We start from the raw sequence: 21,638 nt of genomic DNA on the forward strand, positions 1-21,638 counted from the left end.
CGGGTTCGCTAGTGACGGCCGTCGGCGCAACGAGAACGCCGCTGCGGACCTTCACGACCGGCCCCGGATTTGCGAGGCGGGCAGTATCTACCGGCTGGAGCACAGCAAGAGCCGGCAGGCCGGGGTAACGGCCGCCTCGACCCCGGAAAAGCCGGTGCTTGACAGGGCCGCCCTCGCCCTTCAGGACTGGTTGGATACATCAGGCCTCCCCGTGGGAGCAATCTTCCGGGGGCTGAGGAAACAGCGGGTCTGGCCTGCCCTGTCCCTCGGCTGCCGCGGGTGAGATCGTGCAGCGGCGGGCGCGATTGGCCGGACTGGAGGGAAATTTCGGCGGGCACACCCTCTGGTCGGGGTTCGTGACCGAGGCCAGCCGCCAAGAGGATTCCCTGCCGGCGATCATGCAGTTGACCGAGCATCGGGCGGCATCGAGCGTGATCGGATATGTCCAAACTGGAGGTGCGTTCGCGAACCCCGCCGCTCGATTGCTTGAAGCTGCTAGTGGCTACTGTGCCGCAGCTGGCCTAAGTACCTGCGGCGGCCATCGCGTTGGAGTGCCTGTTTGACCTACTCATTGATCTGCTCTCAGAACCTGCTCTCGTGAATAGCGTTAGCAAGCCCCGGATAGGGTGTGACCTCGAGCGTGGGCGTGATACGAACTACAAGGGTGGTATGCCAGTATCGGGATCTGCGAACACCCCGGCCCGGATCGCTGCGTCGCAAGCGAATCACGCAAATTAAATCGCACGCTTTTGCGCTCAGAAAGTCTTGGAGGAAGCTGGATCGGCAGATTGCCTGGTCTCCAGTTGAGCCTTGGCCTTCATGCCCATCAGCATACTGGCACCACGCCTCGACGCGGAAGACGGGCGCGCCAGAGCGGTCCAGCCACTCACGGCCGAAAGGATCGCTCTGAGTCAGGCCGCCGAAATTGATGGCTTCTGTCGTCAACCGGATCCGCTCAGCAGCGCCCAAGACGCCAAACACGTCGGTCTGGTCGATGCCAGCCCGCGCATGGGTGATAACCAGCCATGGGTGAAACGGTGCCTTAAATTTCAGCCAGCGAGGATCGCTTTCTTCGTGTTCATCTAGCGCTGGAGCGTCGATCTGGAACGCGTCCTGGGCTGCGACGTCCTTGGCGACGCTGTCGCCCTGCTCGGAGGGCACCATCGACGAGCGCACATGAACCTCGACGCCGTCCATCGAGTGCCAGTCCCCTTTTACAACCAGCCACTCTCCAACCGCGTCTCCTATGCCCAACAGCGAACAGAGCTTGCTCGTGTCGGCAGTGAGCTCAACTCCTTGATTAGACGCTTGGCGCAGGTTGAGGCGGGTCGTCGACCCGCGCCAGTCGGTACCGTCGGCCAACCACAGGCCGTCATCGCGGGTGAGCACCTGTTCGCTCAACCACTCCTGCCATGGCTGATTCCCACGGTAGGTGGACACGGCCACTGGAAAATCGTGCAGAAACTGCCCGGCGACGGAATACAGGCCATGCCAGCACAAATACTCACCGTAATGGTGCTGTGCTTCGGACATCTCACCGTGGCTGCTCCTGCGTGAATCCAAGCGACCACCCAAGTCATACATGTTAGTGACGCCCGGCGCACGCTGGTGCACCCACAAGCTGAGAGCATCGCGCGTCAACCAGCGTTCGCGATCAAAGAGAGAAGCGACCTCCGATACTTGGTTTTTGTCGAAGTCGTATTCCAGACCGACGTGCCACGCTGGCTCCGGAGACTCCTTCGGTCGAGAGTCATAGAACGACGTTGTCCCGCGTTGGCGCGCGACCATCGGGTATGCGGACTGGTTCACGCGACTCAGCTTGGCTTGCGCCGCCTTGGACAATTCAATAGCCCCGCCTCGGTGACAAGCCAGGAGTGCCTCCTTTGCGAAGTGCTGGCGCAACACATGTGGATCAGCCTGATCGAATGCGATGTGTTCCAATAGCTCACGATGCCGGGCGACGGCGTTTGGTGCCTCTAGCGCTGCGCGAGCCATCGCGATCAGTAACCACAGCTGCGAGTGAAGATAGAAAAACGGTAGCTCTTCAGCGCCGAAGGCGCCAGCGGTCTTGTCATGGTAGCGTGCAACCACCCGGTGCAAAACATCTGTTCGGCCAAGCCGCACGGCGGATCGCAGGGCATGTGCAGACATCCAGCGTCGTTCGGCACGGGGCGAGCCCAGCCCGAACCAAATCAGTCCCGCGGCTATTTCTATCGGGTCGTCATTAGGGTAAAGGCCCGGACGCCACTCCCCATCGAGCACCAATGGCGCGAGTTTGGCCGCGCCTCCGCGAAGAAGCCGAGCGAGCGCCGCCTGCGCCGCGCCGGGCTCCGCCCTTTTGCTGAAACTTGCCGCCACTCTGAGCCAGACAGCGGCGGGCACCTCGGCCTCTGGCCGAGAAAATTCCTTCAGCAGCGCCACGACCAACGTATGGTGCTCAACGCCGGTCAGCTCGGCAAGGCGATTGAGCTGGTACTGGGACAATTGTTCGAAGGAGACGAACTCAGATGGATTGGCGTGGATGATCCACGCGGCGCATTGTGGCCAGATACGGCCCACCGCGTCAGACGCACGCGACCACGCGGCCTTACATAGCTCTAGTTCGTGAAACTTGTCGTACAAATCGAGCTGCTCTTGCCGAGCAATGATCTCGACGTACCTAGTCATCCCTGAGAGCGGAACCTTGGCGCGCAGGGCTTCCAGGAAGTCTCGCTCCAGGCGCCGCCCCTGAAGCAACCCGTCCAGAGCTTCAAGCGTCTCCGCAATCCCCGCCTCGTCCAGTGGATCGAGCGAAGCTGCGCGGGCTTTGGCCACAGCGATCTGTTTGGCTTGCTCGGCGTCCCGATCTGATCGGTCGGGCACGGAGGTCGGCGCTCGCCAGTTGTTGAGCGAGTTGAACTCCTTGGTAGCCACCGCCATTGCCTTTGCGGACTGCAGTAACTGTGATCGTTCGGCCGAATCGCAGCCCAATGCCCGCTCCGCCAAGAGCCCGAGTGACTCGACAGTATCCGAACCATGCCCGCCCGGATGGCATTGTTGATAATGATGAATCAGCTCTGTCGCCAAGGTCGCTGTGACGCCTGCCGGATGCTGCAGGAGAGAATCTACGAGTTCGACGGTGCTACAGGTACGCAGTTCCGCTGGAGAGCTCACGCGCAGCATGACCAAGGCCAGCGAGGGCTCTAGGTCGCCGATGTCGATCAACACCTTTAGGTACGGCAGCAACGTGTAGTCGAGCGAGATTCGTTCGCGATCCTCCCAGCGAGCCAGTCGCGCCAAGCCCTTGGGGCCGGCGGCCCGTGCCAACGCCCGGCCGTAGCCGCCCCAATCGAACTTGTGTTCCTCGCCTAGGTTCAGGTCACAGATGTTCGAAAGGGTGTTGCTGTCGGCGTCATCCAAGCGTGTTTCACGCAGCGTCGACGCGAAATGCATCAACTCGCTGACAAACTGCCAGTCGCCTGAGCCTACCGCATCGACCTGTTCCAAGCCGCGATGGAAGTACTCGGTAGCATCGGCCGAGCTGGCTGGAACGATAGCCTTAGACAACCGCGCAAATGACGCCGCTCGCTCGTTGACATCATCTAGCCGTTCGATCGCTTCGCGTATACGCACGGCCGCCTTGCCTGCCGACATCTGACTCGTTGCCCGTCGTGCCAGGATATTGATCAAGTCGATGACATTGGAAACCGGGGCGGAGTCCACGGAGCTCACCAAATCAGCGTACTCGGACACTTCCTGGGTGTCGTGGCCGGCATCTGCGGACACGGCCAAGGTGAGCAGTCGCTCGCCCACAATCTTGAATTGCCTCTGAGCCGTTAAGCCGCCCAAGTAGTAGTCGTTGCTAACCCGCAGGCGACTCCATTCTGCCAATAGTGGGCGCAGCCGCCCGCCCCCTGCACTTGTGTTTCGACTGACCGCTTGTGCGAATGCCTGTGCCACTGAATGCCAAGTTCCCAATCGGGAGTCAAGGAAGCGTTCGGTCCGTTGCAGGTCCTCGTTGTGCAACCGACGAGACGACTCGTCGGACTGCGATTGCGCCTTTAAGTCCTCGCGTATCGCTTCCTTTAGCGCCGCCCGGAACTCCTTGCCTTGGAGTGCCGGCGAAATCCCAACTGCTGCACTCAGCATCTCTTGGGGAAGCAGCATCCGTTCTTCGAGTGGCACTCCCCTGGCGACTGCGCGCATTGCCTTGGCTGCGATGTAGGGATACACATCGCGCGCCCAGTAGTCCTCTAAAAACATGTACATCATCGGACTCTTGAACGCCGCCGCATCAAGGATCACGATCGCCTCGTCGCTCATCCCCAAGGACACGGCTACGGCCGTTGCCCGCAGCATGCCGCGCCCAATCGGGGTTTCCTTGGGCTGGTACTCGGGCTCGCCCAAGTCCACTTTCGTGCAGGCCGATGCCAGTCGGCTGATCAAGGCCCGTTGCCAAGTCTCGTCGCCGTCTGCGTGCGCGACAGCAGCTAGCAGTACACCAGCTCGCGCGGATTGTGAGTCAAGCATCGCCTTGAGCGCTCCGTCTGGCACCGGATTCGCGAGCGAGCTTGCCTGGACAAGTGCAAACACCTGTTCCGCCACTTCGAAGCCATACCAGTCTCGCCATCCGGCCAAGTCTCGCGCAGCCGCTTCGCCATTGCCTCGGGCCAACCACGACAGTGGGATGGACGCCATGTCGAGAGCTGTCGGGCCCTGATCGCGGCGGCGGTACTCACGTTCCTGTTCGTAGTAATGGCGGCGCCACTCTGCAACTCGGTGGGCGTGATGCGTCGCGTCTGCAACCTCGCCAGCCAAGACATTCGCGATGGTGAGCCGGGCATGCCTGGCGCCTGGCCAGTCCGTGCGTGCTTCAAACAGCCGCCGCAACGAGTCTGCATCGGCGATCGACACCGTCAGATCGGGGTAATCCAGCAGGTACTGCGTGCCTCGCTGGCTCATCGCCGCCAGGGTCGATAGCTCGACAAGTAATTGCACGAGCCGACCGTTATCCTCCTGGTCGGCGGCGAATGCTACCGCTGCACGAATGCGCGCCTGTCGGATGGCCTGCTTGCCAGCCGCGCCGGTGATAGCGGCCGGAAGACGCTCGTCGAAGGCTAGTGCAAACAGCTGATCGCCGTTGCCCAGCTGCTGCAGCAAGTCGGGCAAAGTGGTGGCGGCGTAGATGGAGCGATCTTGCATCGCTAGCAGGTTGTTGGCGAGGCGGCGTAACGTCGCCTCGTCTGCGGCGTACGATTCGCGGATCAGTCGTTCGGTCGGCTCATCGCGAATCATCAAGCCGTACTTGGTTTGTTCTAGCAACGGTGACAGGTCGGCGCCAAAGCTGTTCACCGCCCCTTCCGCCAGGCCGTTGGCTTCGGCGAACTCACGCACGGGCACGGGCGGCGGCAAGGTCGCAAGTCCTGCCAGGAACGATGCGATCTCCTCTTCCTGGTATCCCTGCCGTCGAGCTTCGGCCAAGGCCTTGGTAATCTTTGATCGGAGCAAGTCGTCGAGTTGAATGACCTTGTCGACCTCCGAAGGCGCAAGCATGTCGGGCCCCTCGTCGACTAGATGTTCGAGGATGCGAGCGTTTCCACGTGATCGCGACTGGGCTACTTGGACCATTCCCTCAGTCACGCCATCGAGACGGCTCTGCAGGTAGGCCAGGGATTCTGTCAGGTTGAATGGCCGAAGTTGCAGGTGCTCGCATGCGGCGCTGCCGATGGCATTCTTCAGGCGATAGCCCCGTGCGCTAACCACCACCTGCACACCCGGAATCATCCCTGCGATGCTCAAGTCCTCGAGCAGAAGACGCGGAAATGCGGTCTCTCCGCGCAATTTGGCATGCTCGCCGGCATTGTCGATTGCATCAAGCAGCAACACGAGCTGTCGATCCGGCGAGGCCGAGCGCAGCGTCTCGACTGCTTGGGTCAATCTCGACCGAAACGTCCGGATCAGGTCGCTATCACTGGCAGTGCTAGGCAGCATGGGATCGCACAGGCTGCGGCTCGCCAAGATGTTGGCGATATGGATCAATCCACGTTGCGGCAGGTGACGCGCGTCGGACGCCGCGCGGTACTGCCCCATACCAAAGCAATCGAACAGAACGACATCGTGGTCCTGGCCCAGCTTCCCCGCCAGCGATTGCATGAAGACCGTCTTACCGACGCCGCCGTCCGCGTGGATAAGCAGAGGCTGAGTCAGGGCCGGAATGCGGGCAGCCGCTGACGCCAGTTGGTCGCGTTCCAGTACTGCACCGACATCCGGGAAACTCTCCCGGACTGGCAAAAGGTCATCTTCGTGCTGCAGATCAAGTGCGGAGAGTACGTCGGCGCGCAGGATGACATTGCGATGCTGGGCTATGAGGCCAGCCTTCGTGCGCGCCAACTCGCGCAGGTTGCTGAGTCGAATCCTAGACTGCGGGTCCCGGGCGACCGACCAGTCCGCTAAGGCAACGGCCAGCTCATGCTTGCTCTGGCGCAGGTCCCCGGTGATTCCCGTCAAACGAAGCCGGGCTGCGAACTCAGCTAGATCCCTGCCTCGCAAGTTGATCGCCTCGCTGAGCTGCTTGGCCTGCGTCTTGGCAACGCCCTTGAGTGTGGCTCCGTCTCGCAACGCCACTACGGCTTGCTCGAGCTCGGGCAGGATCGGACGATTGGTGATGAGCTCAAAGCGGAGACGACTGCGCGCTGCCGCAACACCGTGTTCGCGTTTGAGCGTTCGATAGGTGCGCGAGAACTTCTCCACAGTATGCTTGGCATCGGTCGCCCGAAACGGCTTGTTCTCGGATGCCTTGGAATATTTGACCTGGACCACGACGACCTGGTCCGCATCCCGGAACGTCGCGGCGGGTCCGTAGTACAGCACTGCGTCGGCGATCTCGGTTGCGTCCCGAGAGACCCGATCGCTGGGGGAGAAACCCTCGATCGCGACGCCGACAAAGCCATCTTGCGGGAGCAGCAACCCCAAGCTCTTGCGAGCCACCCACGCTTCGTGGAACTCATGGCCGTCGCGGGAGGCGCGAACGCTGTCGACGTGAACTGGAGATTTTGCCATTGGGTCCCTCTTTCGTTGAACGCGCCCTACAGGTTCAGGAATCGCAAAATGGCCTGCTTCTTCGCTTGGTAAGCGTCTTCGATGAATTCTTTGTGGTCGTCCGACTGAGCGTCGTCGAAGCCGTTTTGTTCGTCGCGACTGAACTGGCTCATCCAGCTGTCGTTCGCCTCACGATGTTCATCCAGAACACGCAACTGGGCCAGATGTTTGTCGAGGTCTAGGCTAGGCTGGCTGGAATAGCCCGACTCGATGCGTCGGTTAAGGACCGCCTGCAGCTGCAAGTGGCCGGCTTCGGTGGACGTCGTGCCATCGCGCACGTACACCACGCTTGTCCGCAGCGTCTCCCCTTCTCTTAGGGCCAGGAACGGCAGGACTGTGGGATCGTCTTCCACAAGTAAGACCTGGAACGACTTGCCCACCAGCGCCTCGTATTCGGCCGCGCCGAAGGCAAAGTCAAGAATTCGGTACTCCAGCGGCTTGGGCAGATATCCGCTGAGCGGTGGGATCAGCTGTGCCTTGTCCTTGATGCTCGGCAAGCCGATCGGAACGAGCCTGCCATCCGCCTGTTGCGACACACCCACTACGAGCGCGCCGCCGCCAGAATTCGCCAATGCGAGGATATGGCGAGCGAGCTTAGGTAGCGCCGGCCAATCGGCTTTGAAGTCCAGGTAATCGGTCTCACCGATGTTGCGGCGAAGCAGCTCTCGCAGCGCGTCTCGGGTAGGTGCCGTAAAGAACCGAGCAAAGGCTTCGTGTTGTTCTTTGAGAATTGTCATCCAGGGGAAGCTCGATGGGCACCCCAGTATCGGGCATGCGGGGTCAAGGCAAGTCGCCAGGTCAGTATGCCACCCAGCCGAGGGCCACCGTGGCGCCGCGACGCAGGACATTCACTCCAAGGCTCGGGGCTCGGAGTCTCAGTTGCTGCGACGGAGATACTTCACATCCCCAGCGGCTGCCGGCGGACATCCACAGGCATTCTAGTGGTCGACGGCCGTGGTGGCCATTGGCGGTTTGCTTTTGGCTTGGTGGCATTCTTCGTCGCGAGCCGGTCCAGCAGCTCGGTCATTGGGTAGTCAAGCTACGGCGGCAACGAAAACGGCATGGCGAGAATCTGGCCGGCTACTTGGATTCCCTGGTAGATGACTTTGGCTCATCAGGGCAAGTGGTTTGCCCAAGGAGGAGACACGCTGTGCTCACCGCCCTTCTCCAAGAGCGACATCTCTGCGCAATCTATCGCTTCCCGGGCGCCTAATTTCGAACTAGACCTTCGGTGCGTCGGTGTAGTTGAGCTGCAGGCGATCCAACTGGGCCATCCATTGCTCCATGCTCGGCACGTCGTCTTACGGGGTACGGATGAGAAATATGTTGAGTAAACTGGACTCAGTCTCGCTCGACATGCCGATGCCCAGAGGCATGTCCACGCTGGTCTCTACCTCCGCGCAAGCTTTGACCACGTGGGACGCCGCCTCGATCTGAAGCTTCGTTTCTACCCCCGATAAATCCTCCTAATCGGCAGTGCAGCTTTGCGTGACGATGTGCCTAGAGCAGGACGTAACTGATCAGCCGTCCGTTGACTCAGCTGGAAGTATGTCGCATCAGGCCTGATCTGAGGGCCTGGATTCTTATCTCATGCTGGGTGAACTACCTGACCGCATAGCGCTGTCCAGGCCAAGCCACACAAGGCGCTCGCGGCGATCCTTTCCCATGCGACAATGCCAAAAGCGTCAGGGTGATTGGCGGATTTGACCCCATGCCCTAGCCACAGCGCACAACCGGGCGTAATCCTAGCCGGGCCACCGAAAAAGGGTGGCCGAGGCCTCGAAATCCTCGGTTTTACGCTGAAGTAAGCGCTTGCCAGCCGGCATCACCCTGCGTGGTGCCGGCTGGCAATCCGTCGGCCGGCTATGGCGGGCGGTGCGTGGAGGCCTTGTGCCTGCCGGTATCAGCGTAGACCGGATTTCGAGCCACGCATCGTCCGCCACCTTTATCGGTGGCGGCTTCTGTCTGCACGCAAGGAGCTATGCCATGACCAAGTCCTACTCCCCTGCCCCCAAGCCCACTCCGGAAGCCCCCGCTTCAGAGCCGGCGCAAGATCCCAACAGCCTTGTCGCTCTCCTTCACAGCATCGGCGCCGGTGGTGCGTCCGATGGCCAGCCCTGGCCCGAGCGCCATCCCCTGCCCTGGCGCAGGATTGCCCTTGCCGATGCGGATTGCGCATTGGCGGGCCAGCGCGTCATCCAGGAGATCCTGCTGGCGGCCGAGCGTGCTCGCCAGAACGGCGATCCGGACCAATACGTGGGCGACCGGGTGATGGAAGGCCTCGCGATGGCCTGCCTCGCCCTGACGGTCTTCATCCAGGAACGGGTGCGGCCCGCGACCTGACCGGGGGATCCGATCTGGCTGGACCTGCGCTCGCGTGGGTCCGGCTGGTGGGGCAGTCGAGCAAGCTCGACGCTACTTGGTCGGCTCCTGCAGGGAGGCTTCCAGAAGCGAGACGTACGTGTCCAGGCGGGTTCGCTGGGCGATCAGGATCCACCCGACCAGGTACAGCATCACCATGGCGAAGATCAGGATGACGCCTGCCCAGCCGATGTCGAAGACCCCCGTCCAGTCGCCCCAATGCCAGTTGCGGAACTGCAGGTACAGTGCGACCAGCAACGGGAACGGGCCAAGGCGCTGCAGCCCTCCATACATGAGGCCCATACGGTCGACCATGCGGGCTTGTCGGATGCTGACGTACCGGAGGCGCTGCTCGCGATCGGCGCGCGGATACGCTCGGAGTTCGGCAATGACGTCCTGCCACTGCAGAAACTCGCTGTCCATTTCCAATGCGTGGGAAGGCCTGGGCTGGAAGTACTGACGGTACTCCCGGCGCAGCGTCAGGAAGCCGCCGAGCAGGAAGCCGCCAATCTCGACAACGAGACAGGCAAGCGCCACGAGCAGCAACACACGCTCAGGTATCCAGCGGTCAAGAAGAAGGCCGCAGATGAGCCCCACCGCGGCCGCAGCAATGCCGACGCGGAATGACCATTTCTCAGCCTGGCCCGCCTTGGCGTAGATCGATTGGCCCGACAGTTCCTGTATCCGGGTATGGAGCCCGTGGAACGTCAGGGCATCATCGCGTGCCCGCTCTGGCTGCGGAGTGCCGCTGCTCATCTGCATATCCATTGCGTGTCTCGTCCTGTCCCGGAAGGCGTCTCTTACCAAGCCATCTTAGCGTTTACGGGCTGGCGTCCGGCCCGTGCCGGGTTGTAGCTTACGGGTAAGGAAGATCAACAGCGAAGGATGTTGCATGGATGCTGGGGGTATTGGAAAGCGTGGTTATGCGCTTGCGGAGGCTGCCCCGGCAGAGGTTGAGCGACTGTGCGCATCGCTGCAGGCGTTCAATCAGCCCTTCGTGGGTGACGCTGCGGAGACTTACATCCGCTTGGTGGTGCGGGATCGCGACGGTGCTCTGCTGGGCGGAATTCTTGCCGAAGTGGCGTTGGACTGGCTGGAGATTCAGGTGTTGTGGGTCGAGCCCGGTGAGAGATCAAGCGGTGTGGGGGCTGCCCTGCTGACGGCGTGCGAACGCCGGGCGTGTGCGCTGGGTGCGCATGGTGCGCGGCTGGATACGTTTGATTGGCAGGCAGAGGGGTTTTACGCGCGGCACGGGTATGTGTGCTTTGGACGGTTGCAGGACTACCCACGTGGGCATGCGAGGGTTTTCATGAGCAAGCGGTTGTAGGCGAACGGCAGTCGAGCAAGCTCGACTCTACTCAGTCGGAATCCCAGTAGCGATTGAAGCGCCCTGTCTTCTGGTCGTAGAGGAAGAACGAAGTGCTGCTGCCCTCGCGGAAGTAGTTGAGTGCCGGTGTGCGGCTGCAGATCTTTCCGCTGGCATCTACAAGGTCGTTCACGGTGTTGTAGTCGTGACAGCCGGGCGCGCGCACCACCAGCCCCATGTCGTCATAGGAGTCTTCCAGATCGTCATCGACAAGAATGTGGCAGTTGGAAGGGGAGTTCGGATCCTTCTTGCCAAAGCAGACTCTCAGCCCTGAGTGGTGCCTGGCGCGATCGACGACCAAGGTTGCTTCGTCCTTCAAGCCGTCGCCGTTCATGTCGAGGCTTACTTTGGCGAATGCGGTAGGCGACGCTCGTCGCCATTCGTCCTGCTTTTTGAGGCCTTCAATACTGACTGTCTCCCAATTGCGATGCCCGCCGGGCGCAATGCGCGTTCCCGTGCTCGGGACTCTCTCGGAGTTCTGCGGCTGCTGTGAGCAAGGCCGCCCCATGTACCACGCATATGCCCAAGCCGCGAAGCGCAGATGGTCGGCGTGGCTCTCCGCGCCATATGAGTACTGCAGGTGCAATCCATCCATCTGCATTTCTGCACGGTAGATACCCCTGCTCGGTGACTCGTTCGACCATGCGGTGGCAAGCACCTCATGTCCGCAGGGACCCATGAAGCGAAGCATGCTGAGCACCTGGGACCCGCTGGCGCGTTCCAGTCGCTCGAACCCATCGCCTTCATCAGTGACGCGCTCATCGCCTCGAAGTGACAATGAAGAAGGCAGCGTGGCGCCGACGGCCACAAGCACGCGGAGGGTTGTCCATGGCGTCCCTGCCGCTCTGCCCGGTCCTTCCTTTACGCGGCCGTTGTCGCGGTCTAGGTAGACCACCACGGCGTTGCCGCCAGCCGGGTCAACGCCGGGCCGCAGCAGGTAGGGGCGGAGCATTACATGCACCGGGCGCTGGGGTGGCGGGTCCTGGCATGCGGCCAGGACCGCCAGAAGCGGAAACAGGATGAAGCGCAGCATTTGCACGAATGGCCTCATTGATTGAGCGGTGTGAGCAGGTGCCGCAGTTGCCAGGCGTGGTCAGCGCCCGCGCATCCCCTCGCCTGCATGCTGGCGCAATGGATTCAGCAGGTAGTCGATGACTCGGCGTTTCCCGGTTTTGATCTCGACGCTGATGCTGATGCCGATGGTGGCTTCGACCTCAATCCGAATCCCAGTAGCGATTGAAGCGCCCTGTCTTCTGATCGTAGAGATAGAACGAGGAAGCGCTGCCGACACGGAAATACTCGAGTGCCTGTGCGCGGCTGCAGACCTTTCCGCTGGCGTCAACAAGGTCATTCACGGTGTTATAGAGGTGGCAGCCTGGAGCGCGCACGTCCAGTCCCATGATGTCGTAGCCGTCTTCCAGATTGTCATCGACAAGAATGTGGCACTGGGACGGCGAGTTCGGATCCTTCCTGCCAAAGCAGACCCTCAGCCCTGAGTGGTGCCTGGCGCGGTCAACGACCAGCGCCGCCTCGTCCTTCAAGCCGTCGCCATTCATGTCGAGGCTCACTTTGGCGAATGCGGTGGGCGACGTTCGTCGCCATTCGTCCTGCTTCTTGAGGTCTTCAATACTGACCGCTTTCCAGCCCGCCGAAGGTTCGCCTGACCTGGTTGCCAGCGGTGCAGCGAGCGCCACTGCAAGGGCGGCGGCTGCGCCCAAGGGAGTAAATCGACTCATGGCTATCCGTGGCCTTCTTGAGGGATTCTGCTCCTGCCACCGTATACATTACGGGCCAAGCCAATGCCAGCATGCGGGTATTGGCCTGCTGGAGAAAAGTAGTCGAGCAAGCTCGACTCTACAGTTTGCGGGCGATAGGGGATTAATCGGGTGAGGCATGCGGGCCGGTTGCGTAACGCCAGGCGATGGTGCTCTGCAGGTGGCGCTGCAGGTGGTCGAGGAACACGCGCACCCGGGGCGCCAACTGCCTGCCGGGGCCATGCACGGCACTCAGGGGTGAGGTGGCCAGTGCGTGGTCGGGCAGCACCTCCACCAGCCGGCCGGCCTGCAGATCCTCGGCCACATCCCAGATGGATTTCCGCGCAATGCCGGCGCCCTGCACGGCCATCAACTGCGCCACTTCGCCGTCATCGCACAGGGTCGTGGCGTTGACCGGTACGGCAATGGTCCGGCTGCCTTCCAGGAAGCGCCAATGGCTGACCGGCGGGCTGCCGCTGGCGATGCAGTCGTGGCCCTGCAGATCGGCAATGCGGCCCGGCACGCCCCGCCGCTGCAGATACTCGGGCGACGCGCACAGCACCCGCCGGTTCGGGGCCAGTTGCCGCGCCACCAGGCGCGAATCGTCCAGCGTGCCGTAGCGCAGGGCCAGTTCGATGCCCTCCCCCACCAGGTCCACCACTTCATCGCGCAGTGAGAGGTGTACCCGCACACCCGGATGGGCCTTCTGGAAGCTGCGCACCGCCGGCACTACGTGGCGGCGGCCAAACCCGTTGGGCGCGGTCAGCCGCAGCACGCCGGCCACCACGTCCTGGCGCTGCTCTAGGGCAGCTTCTGCGGCCTCCACGGCATCCAGCACGTTCTGGCAATGCACCCGGAATAGCTGCCCTTCATCGGTGAGTGAGGCGCGCCGCGTACTACGGTTGAGCAGCCGCACTTTCAGCCTGCGCTCCAGCGAGGTCAGCCGCTTGCTGACCACCGCCAGGGACACCCCCAGGTCGCGCGCAGCGGCAGACAGGCTGCCGCCGTGGACGATGCGCTCAAAGGTGCGCAGCTCGTGGAGATCATCGATCACGGCACTTCTTTCCGTTGGGGCAATAGTTCCTTTCCCATATTGCCATTACGGAAAGTGTGCTGCATCCACACAATGGGTTCATCAACGGTGTCGGGTTCTGCCTGGCCCCGCTCTGTGAATGCGCACGCAGTCGCGACAGCAAGCGCGCGATGCTTCACAACAGCCACCCTGCAGGTAGCCAGACAATGAAAGACGATCCCGACAAGACCCTGCCGGCGCTCACGCGCCGTCGCTTTTTCCAGGGCCTCACCCTTATCCCCGTTGCCGCAGCGCTGCCGGGCTGCGCCCCGGGTGATGCCCCCGGCCAGGCCGCGACCCGCGCCGAAGCGGGCACGCCGTATGCCCCGCAGTTCTTCACGACGGCAGAGTGGGCCTTCGTGGTGGCGGCCTGCGACCGGCTGATTCCCTCGGATGAGGTGGGGCCAGGCGCGGTGGAATCGGGCGTGCCCGAGTTCCTTGACCGCCACATGCAGACACCCTACGCCGCTGGGGATATCTGGTACATGCAGGGCCCCTTCCTGGAAGCGCCCAGCGAGTTTGGCTACCAGGGCAAGCTGGCGCTGCGCGACATCCTGCGTGTGGGCATTGCTGCATTTGATGCGCAGTGCCGCAAGCAGCACCAGGGCAAGACCTTTGCGCAGCTGGACCACGCCGAGCAGGAGACGCTGCTGAAGGCGGCCGAGGGCGGCAAGCTCGAGCTGGAAGGCATTTCAAGCAAGTTGTTCTTCTCCAACCTGCTGGGTGAGGTGAAGAACGGCTACTTCGCCGATCCCAAGTACGGCGCGAACAAGGATATGGGGGCCTGGAAGATGATCGGGTACCCCGGCGTGCGCGCCGATTACCTGGATTGGATTGGGGTACGGGACAAGGCCTACCCCTTGCCGCCCGTGGATCTGGCTGGACGGAGAGGCTGAAGCAGATGGCACTTGTGAAACCGAAAGTCGACGCGGTCATCGTCGGCATGGGCTGGACGGGCGCGATCCTGGCCAAGGAACTGACCGATGCGGGCCTGCATGTGGTGGCGCTGGAGCGCGGCGGCGACCGCGATACCCAGCCTGATTTTGCCTACCCCAACGTGGTGGATGAGCTGGAAGGTTCGGTACACCGGCGTTATCTGCAGAGCCTCTCGCAGGAAACGGTGACCATCCGCCACAAGACCTCCGATACAGCCGTGCCCTACCGGCAGATGGGCTCGTTCAAGCCGGGCACCGGTGTGGGCGGTGCAGGCAGCCATTGGTCAGGCGCGCACTTCCGTCCGCTGCCGGAAGACATGAAGCTGCGCAGCAATGTGGAGCAGCGTTACGGCAAGGCCTTCATTCCGGCCGACATGACCATCCAGGATTTTCCGTTGACCTATGCCGAGCTGGAGCCGCACCTGCACATGTTCGAGCTGGTGTGCGGCACTTCCGGCAAGGCCGGTGTCATCAACGGTGTGGTGCAGCAGGGTGGCAACCCATTCGAGGGCTCGCGCTCGGCCGAATATCCGCTGGGCCCCAATCCCAACTACCTGGGCGGTGAGCTGTTCTACAAGGCGGCCAAGGAAATGGGCTGGCACCCCTACCCCATCCCGGCCTCCAACGCTTCAGGCCCGTACGTGAACCCATATGGCTGCCAGCTGGGGCCGTGCAACGCGTGCGGTTTCTGCAGTGATTACGGCTGCCTGAACTATTCCAAGGCCAGCCCGAATGCCTGCATCCTGCCGGTGCTGCGCCAGCGCCCGAAGTTCGAGCTGCGCACCCATTCGCAGGTGCTGAAGGTGAATCTGGATGGCAGCCGCAGCAAGGCCACGGGCGTGACCTATCTGGATGCGCAGGGCCGCGAGGTGGAACAGCCGGCGGACCTGGTGCTGCTGTGCGCGTTCCAGCTCTACAACGTGCACCTGATGCTGCTGTCCGGTATCGGCCAGCCCTACGACCCGGAAAGCAACACCGGGACGGTGGGCCGCAACTATTCCTACCAGAACCTCAACCGGGTGGTGCTGTTCTTTGACGAGACGGTGCAGGCCAACGGTTTCATCGGCATTGGCGGTGCGGGCACCACGATGGACGACCTCAACGGCAACCAGCTGGACAACGCCAAGGCGGGCTTTGTGGGCGGCGGTCTGGTGTGGGCGCGGCAGCCCGGTGCGGGCCCGGTGCGTGGCATCAACGTGCCCAGCGGTACGCCCGCCTGGGGCGCGAAGTGGAAGAAGGCGGCGGCGGACAACTTCCGCCACAACTTCTATTACGAGGTGCAGGGCGCGTGCATGTCCTACCGGCAGCACTACCTGAGCCTTGACCCGACCTACAAGGATGCTTTCGGCCGGCCGCTGCTGCGCATGACCTTCGATTGGCACCCCAACGAGATCAAGGCCTCGCAGTTCTTCGTGGACAAGGCCATGCAGATGAGCAAGGTGCTGGACCCGCTTTCGATGAGCGGCGATGCCAAGAAGGACGGCGAGCGCTACAACATCACCAAGTACCAGAGCACGCACACCTGTGGCGGCGCGATCATGGGCGCGGACCCGAAGACCTCCGCGCTCAACCGCTACCTGCAGAGCTGGGATGTCTCCAACGTTTTCGTGATTGGCGCCAACGCCTTCCCGCAGAACAACGGCTACAACCCCACCGGCCTCGTGGGCGGGCTGGCGTACTGGGCGGCCACGGCCATCCGTGAAAAGTACCTGCCCGACCCGGGCCCGCTGGTGCAGGCCTGAGGACGCGACGATGAAGAAGCTGTTCCTCTGGATGGTGGCGGTTGGCCTGGTCGTGCTGCTGGCGGCCCTCGCCTACGCATTTGTGCCAACCAAGACCCGTGTACTGGCCGATGGCCCTGCGCCCGATGCGGCCCTGATCGAACGCGGCCGCTACCTGGCGGCGGCGGGCGACTGCACCGCCTGCCACACGCGGCCGGGCGGGAAGCCGTTTGCTGGCGGGCTGCCGGTGGCCTCGCCGCTGGGCAACATCTACAGCACCAACATCACCCCGGACAAGGACACCGGCATTGGTGGCTATTCGCTGGATGATTTTGACCGCGCGGTGCGGCACGGCATCGCACCCGATGGCCGCACTCTGTACCCGGCCATGCCCTACCCCTCGTATGCGCGCATCACCGATGAGGATGTGCGGGCGCTGCATGCCTACTTCCTGCACGGTGATATTGCCCCGGTGAAGGAAGCGAACAAGCCGGTGGAGATCACCTGGCCGCTGTCGATGCGCTGGCCGTTGGCCATCTGGCGCAAGACCTTCGCGCCACAGGCCGATGCGGTGGCCTTCGATGCCAGTCGCTTCAGCGATGCGCAGCTGGCACGGGGCGCCTACCTGGTGCAGGGCCTTGGTCATTGCGGCAGCTGCCACACGCCGCGCGGGTTTGCACTGCAGGAAAAGGCACTGGACGAATCAGGCGCTGCATACCTCAGTGGTGGCCAGATCATCGATGGCTGGAACGCGGTGAACCTGCGTGGCAACCCGGCCGATGGCCTGGGCCGCTGGAGCGAGCAGGACATCGTGGACACGCTGCAGACCGGCCGCAACGCGCACAGCACCGTTGTGGGTACGCCGATGGCCGACGTGGTGGTGCACAGCACGCAGAAGCTGACCGAGGAAGATCTGCGGGCCATAGCCGTGTACCTGAAGCAGTTGCCGGGCAGCGGTCATGACCCCTCCTCGTTTGCTGCCAGCGATGCCACCGCGCGCAAGCTGCAGGCGGGTATCAACGACAGCCGCGGCGCCGAGCTGTTTGTGGACAACTGCGCGGCCTGCCACCGCACCGATGCCCACGGTTACAAGGACGTGTTCCCGGCCATCGCGGGCAACCCGACCGTGCTGGCGGACGACCCGACCTCGGTGGTGCGCCTGCTGCTGCACGGCAGCGCGTTGCCCTCCACCGACAAACGCCCCTCCAACCTGGGCATGCCGGGCTTTGCCGAGCGCCTGAGCGATGAAGAAATCGCCCAGCTGGCGACCTTCATTCGCCAGGAGTTTGGCAATACGGCGTCTGCAGTGGATGCGGGCCAGGCCAGGAAGGTGCGGGCGCAGTTGCAGAAGGAGCAGAAGCAAACTGCGGCGGCGCACGACCCAACCAATGCTTCTGACGATGAGGCGCCTGCCAAGTAAGCAGAGCGCCAGAGAGGTGGCGCGCCGGGATCAGCCCCGGCGCGCCTCAGAAGTAGAAGCCGATGTTGACGTTCAACCGGGAATGCCAACGCGAGGGGCCACCATCGGTGATACCGATGCCATCGCCACCTGAAAACCACATGTCACGCCCGGCAATCCAATCGACGTAGGTGGTCATGATGCCCTTCTGCAGGCTGCAGCCGGTGACGTTCTGCCATGAGTTGCGGGTGCCGGCACTGTGCCCCACCGGGCGCGTCATGCTGAGGTTGTTGTAGCAGGTCAGGTCATCGAGCCGGCCCTTCCGCGCAAACGAATAGGCGATGTTGGCACTCGGCACATCGGCCTGCGCTGCGATCTCGAACGGCGCCTGGAAGGCTGACATGGCGATGCGCTCGCCGGGGATGTCGTAGCGGTAACGGGCCCACTGCAGCTGCGTCGTCCAGCCATCGCGCGTCCACTGTGCATGCACGGCGGCGCCCTGGTGACCGTGATGGCGGCGCGTCTGCGTGTTCTGCACCTTGCCCGTGAAGGCCGATGCGCCCAGCAGCAGCTCGCCGCCTGCCCAGGCATGCGCCTGCTCTACCCGTGCATGCAGCCGCGGCCGCTCGCGGTATGGCAGTGCGTCGGTCTGCGCCACATCGAACGAATAGCGATCGTAGCGGGCACCGGAGCCGTACTCGTCGCCGGAGAACCAGCCGACATGCCAGGTGGTGTCACCACGGGTGTGCACCAGCACCAGGCCGGGGTCGTAGTCATCCTCGATGCCCAGGTAATAGCCGGAACCGAACCAGAAGCTCTGCGAAACCGTAGGCAGTATCCCGAATGGCACCTGCTGGATGCCGGCCTTCAGTTGGGTCTGGTCGTTGATCTGCCAGCCTGCATAGGCGTGATGCACGGCGTGGAAGCCGTCGTACCAGCGGTACTGCGCGGAAAAGGAGAAAGGCCCGGCCCCGGCATCCAGGTCTGCCTGCAGCAGTTCCAGCTGCAGGCGGCTGGTGGGCGCGTAGTCCAGCCAACCGTAGTTGAAGCGCACGGCGCCGCCGGGCTCGAAGTAAGGTGCTGCATTTTGGGCGCGTTCTGATGCGCTGGCGTGCAGCGTGATGCCCGCCAACGCGGTGGCAACAACAAAGGAAATGGGTCTCACGAGGGCGCCGCACGCCTCCCTGTTCTATGGGGAAAACGCGCTAGTTTGGCGTAGCTGCGATGAAAGATACGTCTGCTGGCAGCGCGCGCTCAGTGGTTGGGATGGCCCCGCTGCTGACGGCAGCGGTCTGAACAGTAGCGCACGTTGTCCCAGTCCCGCGCCCACTTGCGGCGCCAGGCAAACGGTCGGCCGCAGGCGGCGCAGATTTTCTGCGGGAGGTCTGCCTTCTTCCTCATCTTCGCCATACGCGCGCGTCCTCCATCATCGTGCCGTTGCCTACGCGTTGAACGTGCCGGCGGATGCATCCGGAACGCCCTTGGGCGCGTAGACGTTCAGGAAGCCCAGCCTCATCCCCTGCGACCTGCCAATGCCCTTGAACCTGCCGCCGATGGCTACCTCTGGTACTCGCGATGATTCCGCGGCCTGCCTGCGGCTGGTGCTGGGCGACCAGCTCAACCTCGAGCACCCCTGGCTTTCCGAACAGCGGGACGACGTGGTGTATGTGCTGATGGAGATCCGCCAGGAGACGGATTATGTGTTGCATCACGCGCAGAAGATCCTGGCCATCTTCGCGGCGATGCGGCGCTTCGCGTCGCAGTTGCGCGAGGCCGGGCACCGGGTCTGCTATCTCGCCATTGATGATCGGTCGAACCGCCAGTCCCTGCCTGACAACTTGAGCGCGCTGCTGCAGCGCTACGCGGCCGAAGCGCTGGAATACCAGGCGCCGGACGAATGGCGGCTGGACCAGCAACTGAGCGGTTACGCGGCGCAGCAGACCATTGCCGTGCGCTGCGTGGACTCCGCACACTTCCTGACCACCCGAGGGGAGGTTGCGGAGTTCTTCGGCAACCGCCCGCAGTGGACGATGGAAGCGTTCTACCGCTACATGCGGCAACGCCATGGTGTACTGGTCGAGCCCGATGGCAGCCCAGTGGGCGGGCGCTGGAACTTCGATGCAGAGAACCGCAAGCCCTGGCGGGGCGACCCGCCTGAACCACCGGACCTGCGGCCACGCCATGACCTGAGTGCGCTTTGGCAGACGATTACCCAGGCCGGCGTGGCGAGCTTCGGTGATCCGCAGGCCGATGCGCTGCGCTGGCCGCTGGATCGCAGCGAGGCGCTGCAGCAGCTCGACGCCTTCATCGAACACGGCCTGCCGTCGTTTGGCGATTACCAGGATGCGATCAGTGCGCAGGCGTCCCGGCTGTTCCATTCGCTGCTGTCGTTTGTGCTGAACGTGAAGATGCTCTCGCCGTGGGAGGTGATTGCTCGGGCGCAGCAGGCTGGCCAGCAGGGCCTGGCGCCGCTGGCCTCGGTGGAGGGCTTCATCCGCCAGATTCTGGGGTGGCGCGAGTATGCGCGTGGCGTGTACTGGGCGCAGATGCCCGGCTACGAGCACAGCAATGCCTTCGGCCATGACCGCCCGTTGCCGGAATGGTTCTGGACCGGAAATACCCGCATGGCCTGCATACGTGCCGCCATCGGGCGGTCGCTGGCCAATGCCCATGCCCACCATATCGAGCGGCTGATGGTGATCGGCAATTTTGCCCTGCTGGCCGGGCTGGACCCGCACGCCCTGCACCAGTGGTATCTGGGCGTCTACATCGACGCGTTCGAGTGGGTAGAGCTGCCCAACACCGTTGGCATGAGCCAGTTCGCCGATGGCGGCCTGCTGGCGACCAAGCCGTACATTTCCGCGGCGGCCTACCTGCACCGGATGGGCGACCACTGTGGCCGTTGCCCCTACCGCCAGGATCAGCCGACCGGCCCCAGGGCCTGCCCGTTCAATGCGCTCTACTGGGATTTTCTGGCCCGCAATGCGCATGCGCTGAGCGGCAACCCTCGGCTGGAGATGCCCTACCGGCAGCTGGCGCGGATGCCAGCCAGCCGCCGCGACGCGCTGGCCCAGCAGGCGGACGCGCTGCGGCGCAATCTTGACGCGCTGTAGCCTGCACTTCGCCTTGTCGCGGTGGGCCGTAGGCTGAAGGCTCCTGCCGCCCAAAGGCCGCATCGCATGCCCAGCCCCGACCGACCCGCCGGATGCGCCCTCTGCCGCAATGCAGAGCCACTGCCGTTCGAGTTCAGCTACGCGTTCCAGCCGATCGTGGACACCCGCGCACGCCGGATCTACGCGCACGAAGCGCTGGTGCGCGGCCCCGCAGGTGAGTCTGCCCATTCAGTGCTGTCGCAGGTGGTTGCCGAGCAGCAGTATGCGTTTGACCAGGCGTGCCGGGAAAAGGCGATCCGGATTGCCGCCTCGCTGCAGATGCAGTCCCATCTGTCGATCAACTTCCTGCCCAACGCCATCTACCGGCCTGAGGTGTGCATCCGCTCGACGCTGGAGGCGGCGCGCCGGTATGGCTTCCCGATCGAGCGCATCATCTTCGAGACGGTGGAAGGCGAGAAGATCGACGATGGCAGGTGGCTGGCGGAGATCCTGACGGAGTACAAGCGCATCGGTTTCAAGACGGCGATTGACGATTTCGGGGCGGGGTTTGCCGGGCTGAACCTGCTGGCCGACTTCCAGCCGGATATCGTCAAGCTGGACATGGCCCTGGTGCAGGGCATCGACCGCAGCCCGTCGCGACGCGCGATTGTTGCCGGGGTGGTGGCCATATGCCGCCAGCTCTCCATCGAGGTGATTGCCGAGGGCATCGAGACAGGCGACGAGGCGCGCTGCCTGTCCGATCTGGGCATCACGCTGATGCAGGGGTACTGGTTTGCGCGACCCCGGTTTGAGGCCGCCGCTTCCGAGGCGGATATTGCCTGGGAGGGCTGAGCTTCGCGC

The 21,638-nt window shown here is 63.2% G+C and carries 15 protein-coding genes; 7 read left to right on the top strand and 8 right to left on the bottom strand.

What is annotated here, in order from left to right; genetic code table 11:
* Window positions 1-582: 582 nt before the first annotated feature.
* Together C1927_RS10975 and C1927_RS10980 are read right to left on the bottom strand one after the other, a co-directional pair.
* On the bottom strand, window positions 583-7,038 hold the full coding sequence (locus C1927_RS10975; RefSeq protein WP_108746679.1) for an NACHT domain-containing protein: 6,456 nt from the start codon (window positions 7,036-7,038) through the stop codon (window positions 583-585).
* A 26-nt stretch (window positions 7,039-7,064) separates the two neighbouring features.
* Window positions 7,065-7,814 carry an ATP-binding protein gene (locus C1927_RS10980; protein ID WP_159095346.1) on the bottom strand — a complete coding sequence of 250 codons (750 nt, stop codon included), beginning with the start codon at window positions 7,812-7,814 and terminating at the stop codon, window positions 7,065-7,067.
* A gap of 1,249 nt (window positions 7,815-9,063) precedes the next feature.
* Between C1927_RS10980 and C1927_RS10985 the strand changes: the two genes are divergently transcribed.
* On the top strand, window positions 9,064-9,420 hold the full coding sequence (locus C1927_RS10985; RefSeq protein ID WP_108746681.1) for a hypothetical protein: 357 nt from the start codon (window positions 9,064-9,066) through the stop codon (window positions 9,418-9,420).
* A 72-nt stretch (window positions 9,421-9,492) separates the two neighbouring features.
* Here C1927_RS10985 and C1927_RS21525 read toward each other — a convergent pair whose 3' ends face one another.
* On the bottom strand, window positions 9,493-10,206 hold the full coding sequence (locus C1927_RS21525) for a hypothetical protein (protein WP_254051459.1): 714 nt from the start codon (window positions 10,204-10,206) through the stop codon (window positions 9,493-9,495).
* A 124-nt stretch (window positions 10,207-10,330) separates the two neighbouring features.
* Here C1927_RS21525 and C1927_RS10995 point away from each other — a divergent pair, with 124 nt between their 5' ends.
* Window positions 10,331-10,765: a GNAT family N-acetyltransferase gene (locus tag C1927_RS10995; protein WP_108746682.1), complete on the top strand. Its 435-nt coding sequence runs from the start codon at window positions 10,331-10,333 to the stop codon at window positions 10,763-10,765.
* A 31-nt stretch (window positions 10,766-10,796) separates the two neighbouring features.
* On the opposite strand, the gene C1927_RS11000 is transcribed toward C1927_RS10995, so the two are convergent.
* The 3 genes from C1927_RS11000 to C1927_RS11010 form a co-directional block, all read right to left on the bottom strand.
* The gene (locus tag C1927_RS11000) at window positions 10,797-11,843 is read right to left on the bottom strand and encodes a hypothetical protein (RefSeq protein ID WP_159095347.1); all 1,047 of its coding nucleotides are present in this window, start codon (window positions 11,841-11,843) and stop codon (window positions 10,797-10,799) included.
* A 175-nt stretch (window positions 11,844-12,018) separates the two neighbouring features.
* A complete protein-coding gene (locus C1927_RS11005; RefSeq protein ID WP_108746684.1) occupies window positions 12,019-12,540 on the bottom strand; it encodes a hypothetical protein in 522 nt (173 codons plus the stop codon).
* Window positions 12,541-12,682: 142 nt separating this feature from the next.
* Window positions 12,683-13,612 (bottom strand): LysR family transcriptional regulator, encoded by a 930-nt coding sequence (locus tag C1927_RS11010; protein WP_108746685.1) that lies wholly within the window; start codon window positions 13,610-13,612, stop codon window positions 12,683-12,685.
* 149 nt (window positions 13,613-13,761) lie between these two features.
* Between C1927_RS11010 and C1927_RS11015 the strand changes: the two genes are divergently transcribed.
* The 3 genes from C1927_RS11015 to C1927_RS11025 are packed head-to-tail and all read left to right on the top strand — an operon-like array spanning window position 13,762 to window position 17,706.
* Window positions 13,762-14,526 carry a gluconate 2-dehydrogenase subunit 3 family protein gene (locus tag C1927_RS11015; protein ID WP_216821148.1) on the top strand — a complete coding sequence of 255 codons (765 nt, stop codon included), beginning with the start codon at window positions 13,762-13,764 and terminating at the stop codon, window positions 14,524-14,526.
* A gap of 5 nt (window positions 14,527-14,531) precedes the next feature.
* The gene (locus tag C1927_RS11020; RefSeq protein ID WP_108746687.1) at window positions 14,532-16,307 is read left to right on the top strand and encodes a GMC family oxidoreductase; all 1,776 of its coding nucleotides are present in this window, start codon (window positions 14,532-14,534) and stop codon (window positions 16,305-16,307) included.
* Window positions 16,308-16,317: 10 nt separating this feature from the next.
* A complete protein-coding gene (locus C1927_RS11025) occupies window positions 16,318-17,706 on the top strand; it encodes a cytochrome c (protein ID WP_108746688.1) in 1,389 nt (462 codons plus the stop codon).
* A gap of 46 nt (window positions 17,707-17,752) precedes the next feature.
* Here C1927_RS11025 and C1927_RS11030 read toward each other — a convergent pair whose 3' ends face one another.
* Together C1927_RS11030 and C1927_RS11035 are read right to left on the bottom strand one after the other, a co-directional pair.
* A complete protein-coding gene (locus C1927_RS11030) occupies window positions 17,753-18,739 on the bottom strand; it encodes a hypothetical protein (RefSeq protein WP_254051460.1) in 987 nt (328 codons plus the stop codon).
* A gap of 200 nt (window positions 18,740-18,939) precedes the next feature.
* The gene (locus C1927_RS11035) at window positions 18,940-19,086 is read right to left on the bottom strand and encodes a DUF2256 domain-containing protein (RefSeq protein WP_216821185.1); all 147 of its coding nucleotides are present in this window, start codon (window positions 19,084-19,086) and stop codon (window positions 18,940-18,942) included.
* 152 nt (window positions 19,087-19,238) lie between these two features.
* Here C1927_RS11035 and C1927_RS11040 point away from each other — a divergent pair, with 152 nt between their 5' ends.
* Window positions 19,239-20,798 carry a cryptochrome/photolyase family protein gene (locus tag C1927_RS11040; protein ID WP_108747827.1) on the top strand — a complete coding sequence of 520 codons (1,560 nt, stop codon included), beginning with the start codon at window positions 19,239-19,241 and terminating at the stop codon, window positions 20,796-20,798.
* Window positions 20,799-20,864: 66 nt separating this feature from the next.
* Window positions 20,865-21,629, top strand: coding sequence for an EAL domain-containing protein (locus C1927_RS11045; protein ID WP_108746691.1), 765 nt, complete (start codon window positions 20,865-20,867; stop codon window positions 21,627-21,629).
* The last annotated feature ends 9 nt before the right edge of the window (window positions 21,630-21,638 follow it).

It is taken from the genome of Stenotrophomonas sp. ZAC14D1_NAIMI4_1, assembly GCF_003086775.1.
GTDB lineage: Bacteria > Pseudomonadota > Gammaproteobacteria > Xanthomonadales > Xanthomonadaceae > Stenotrophomonas.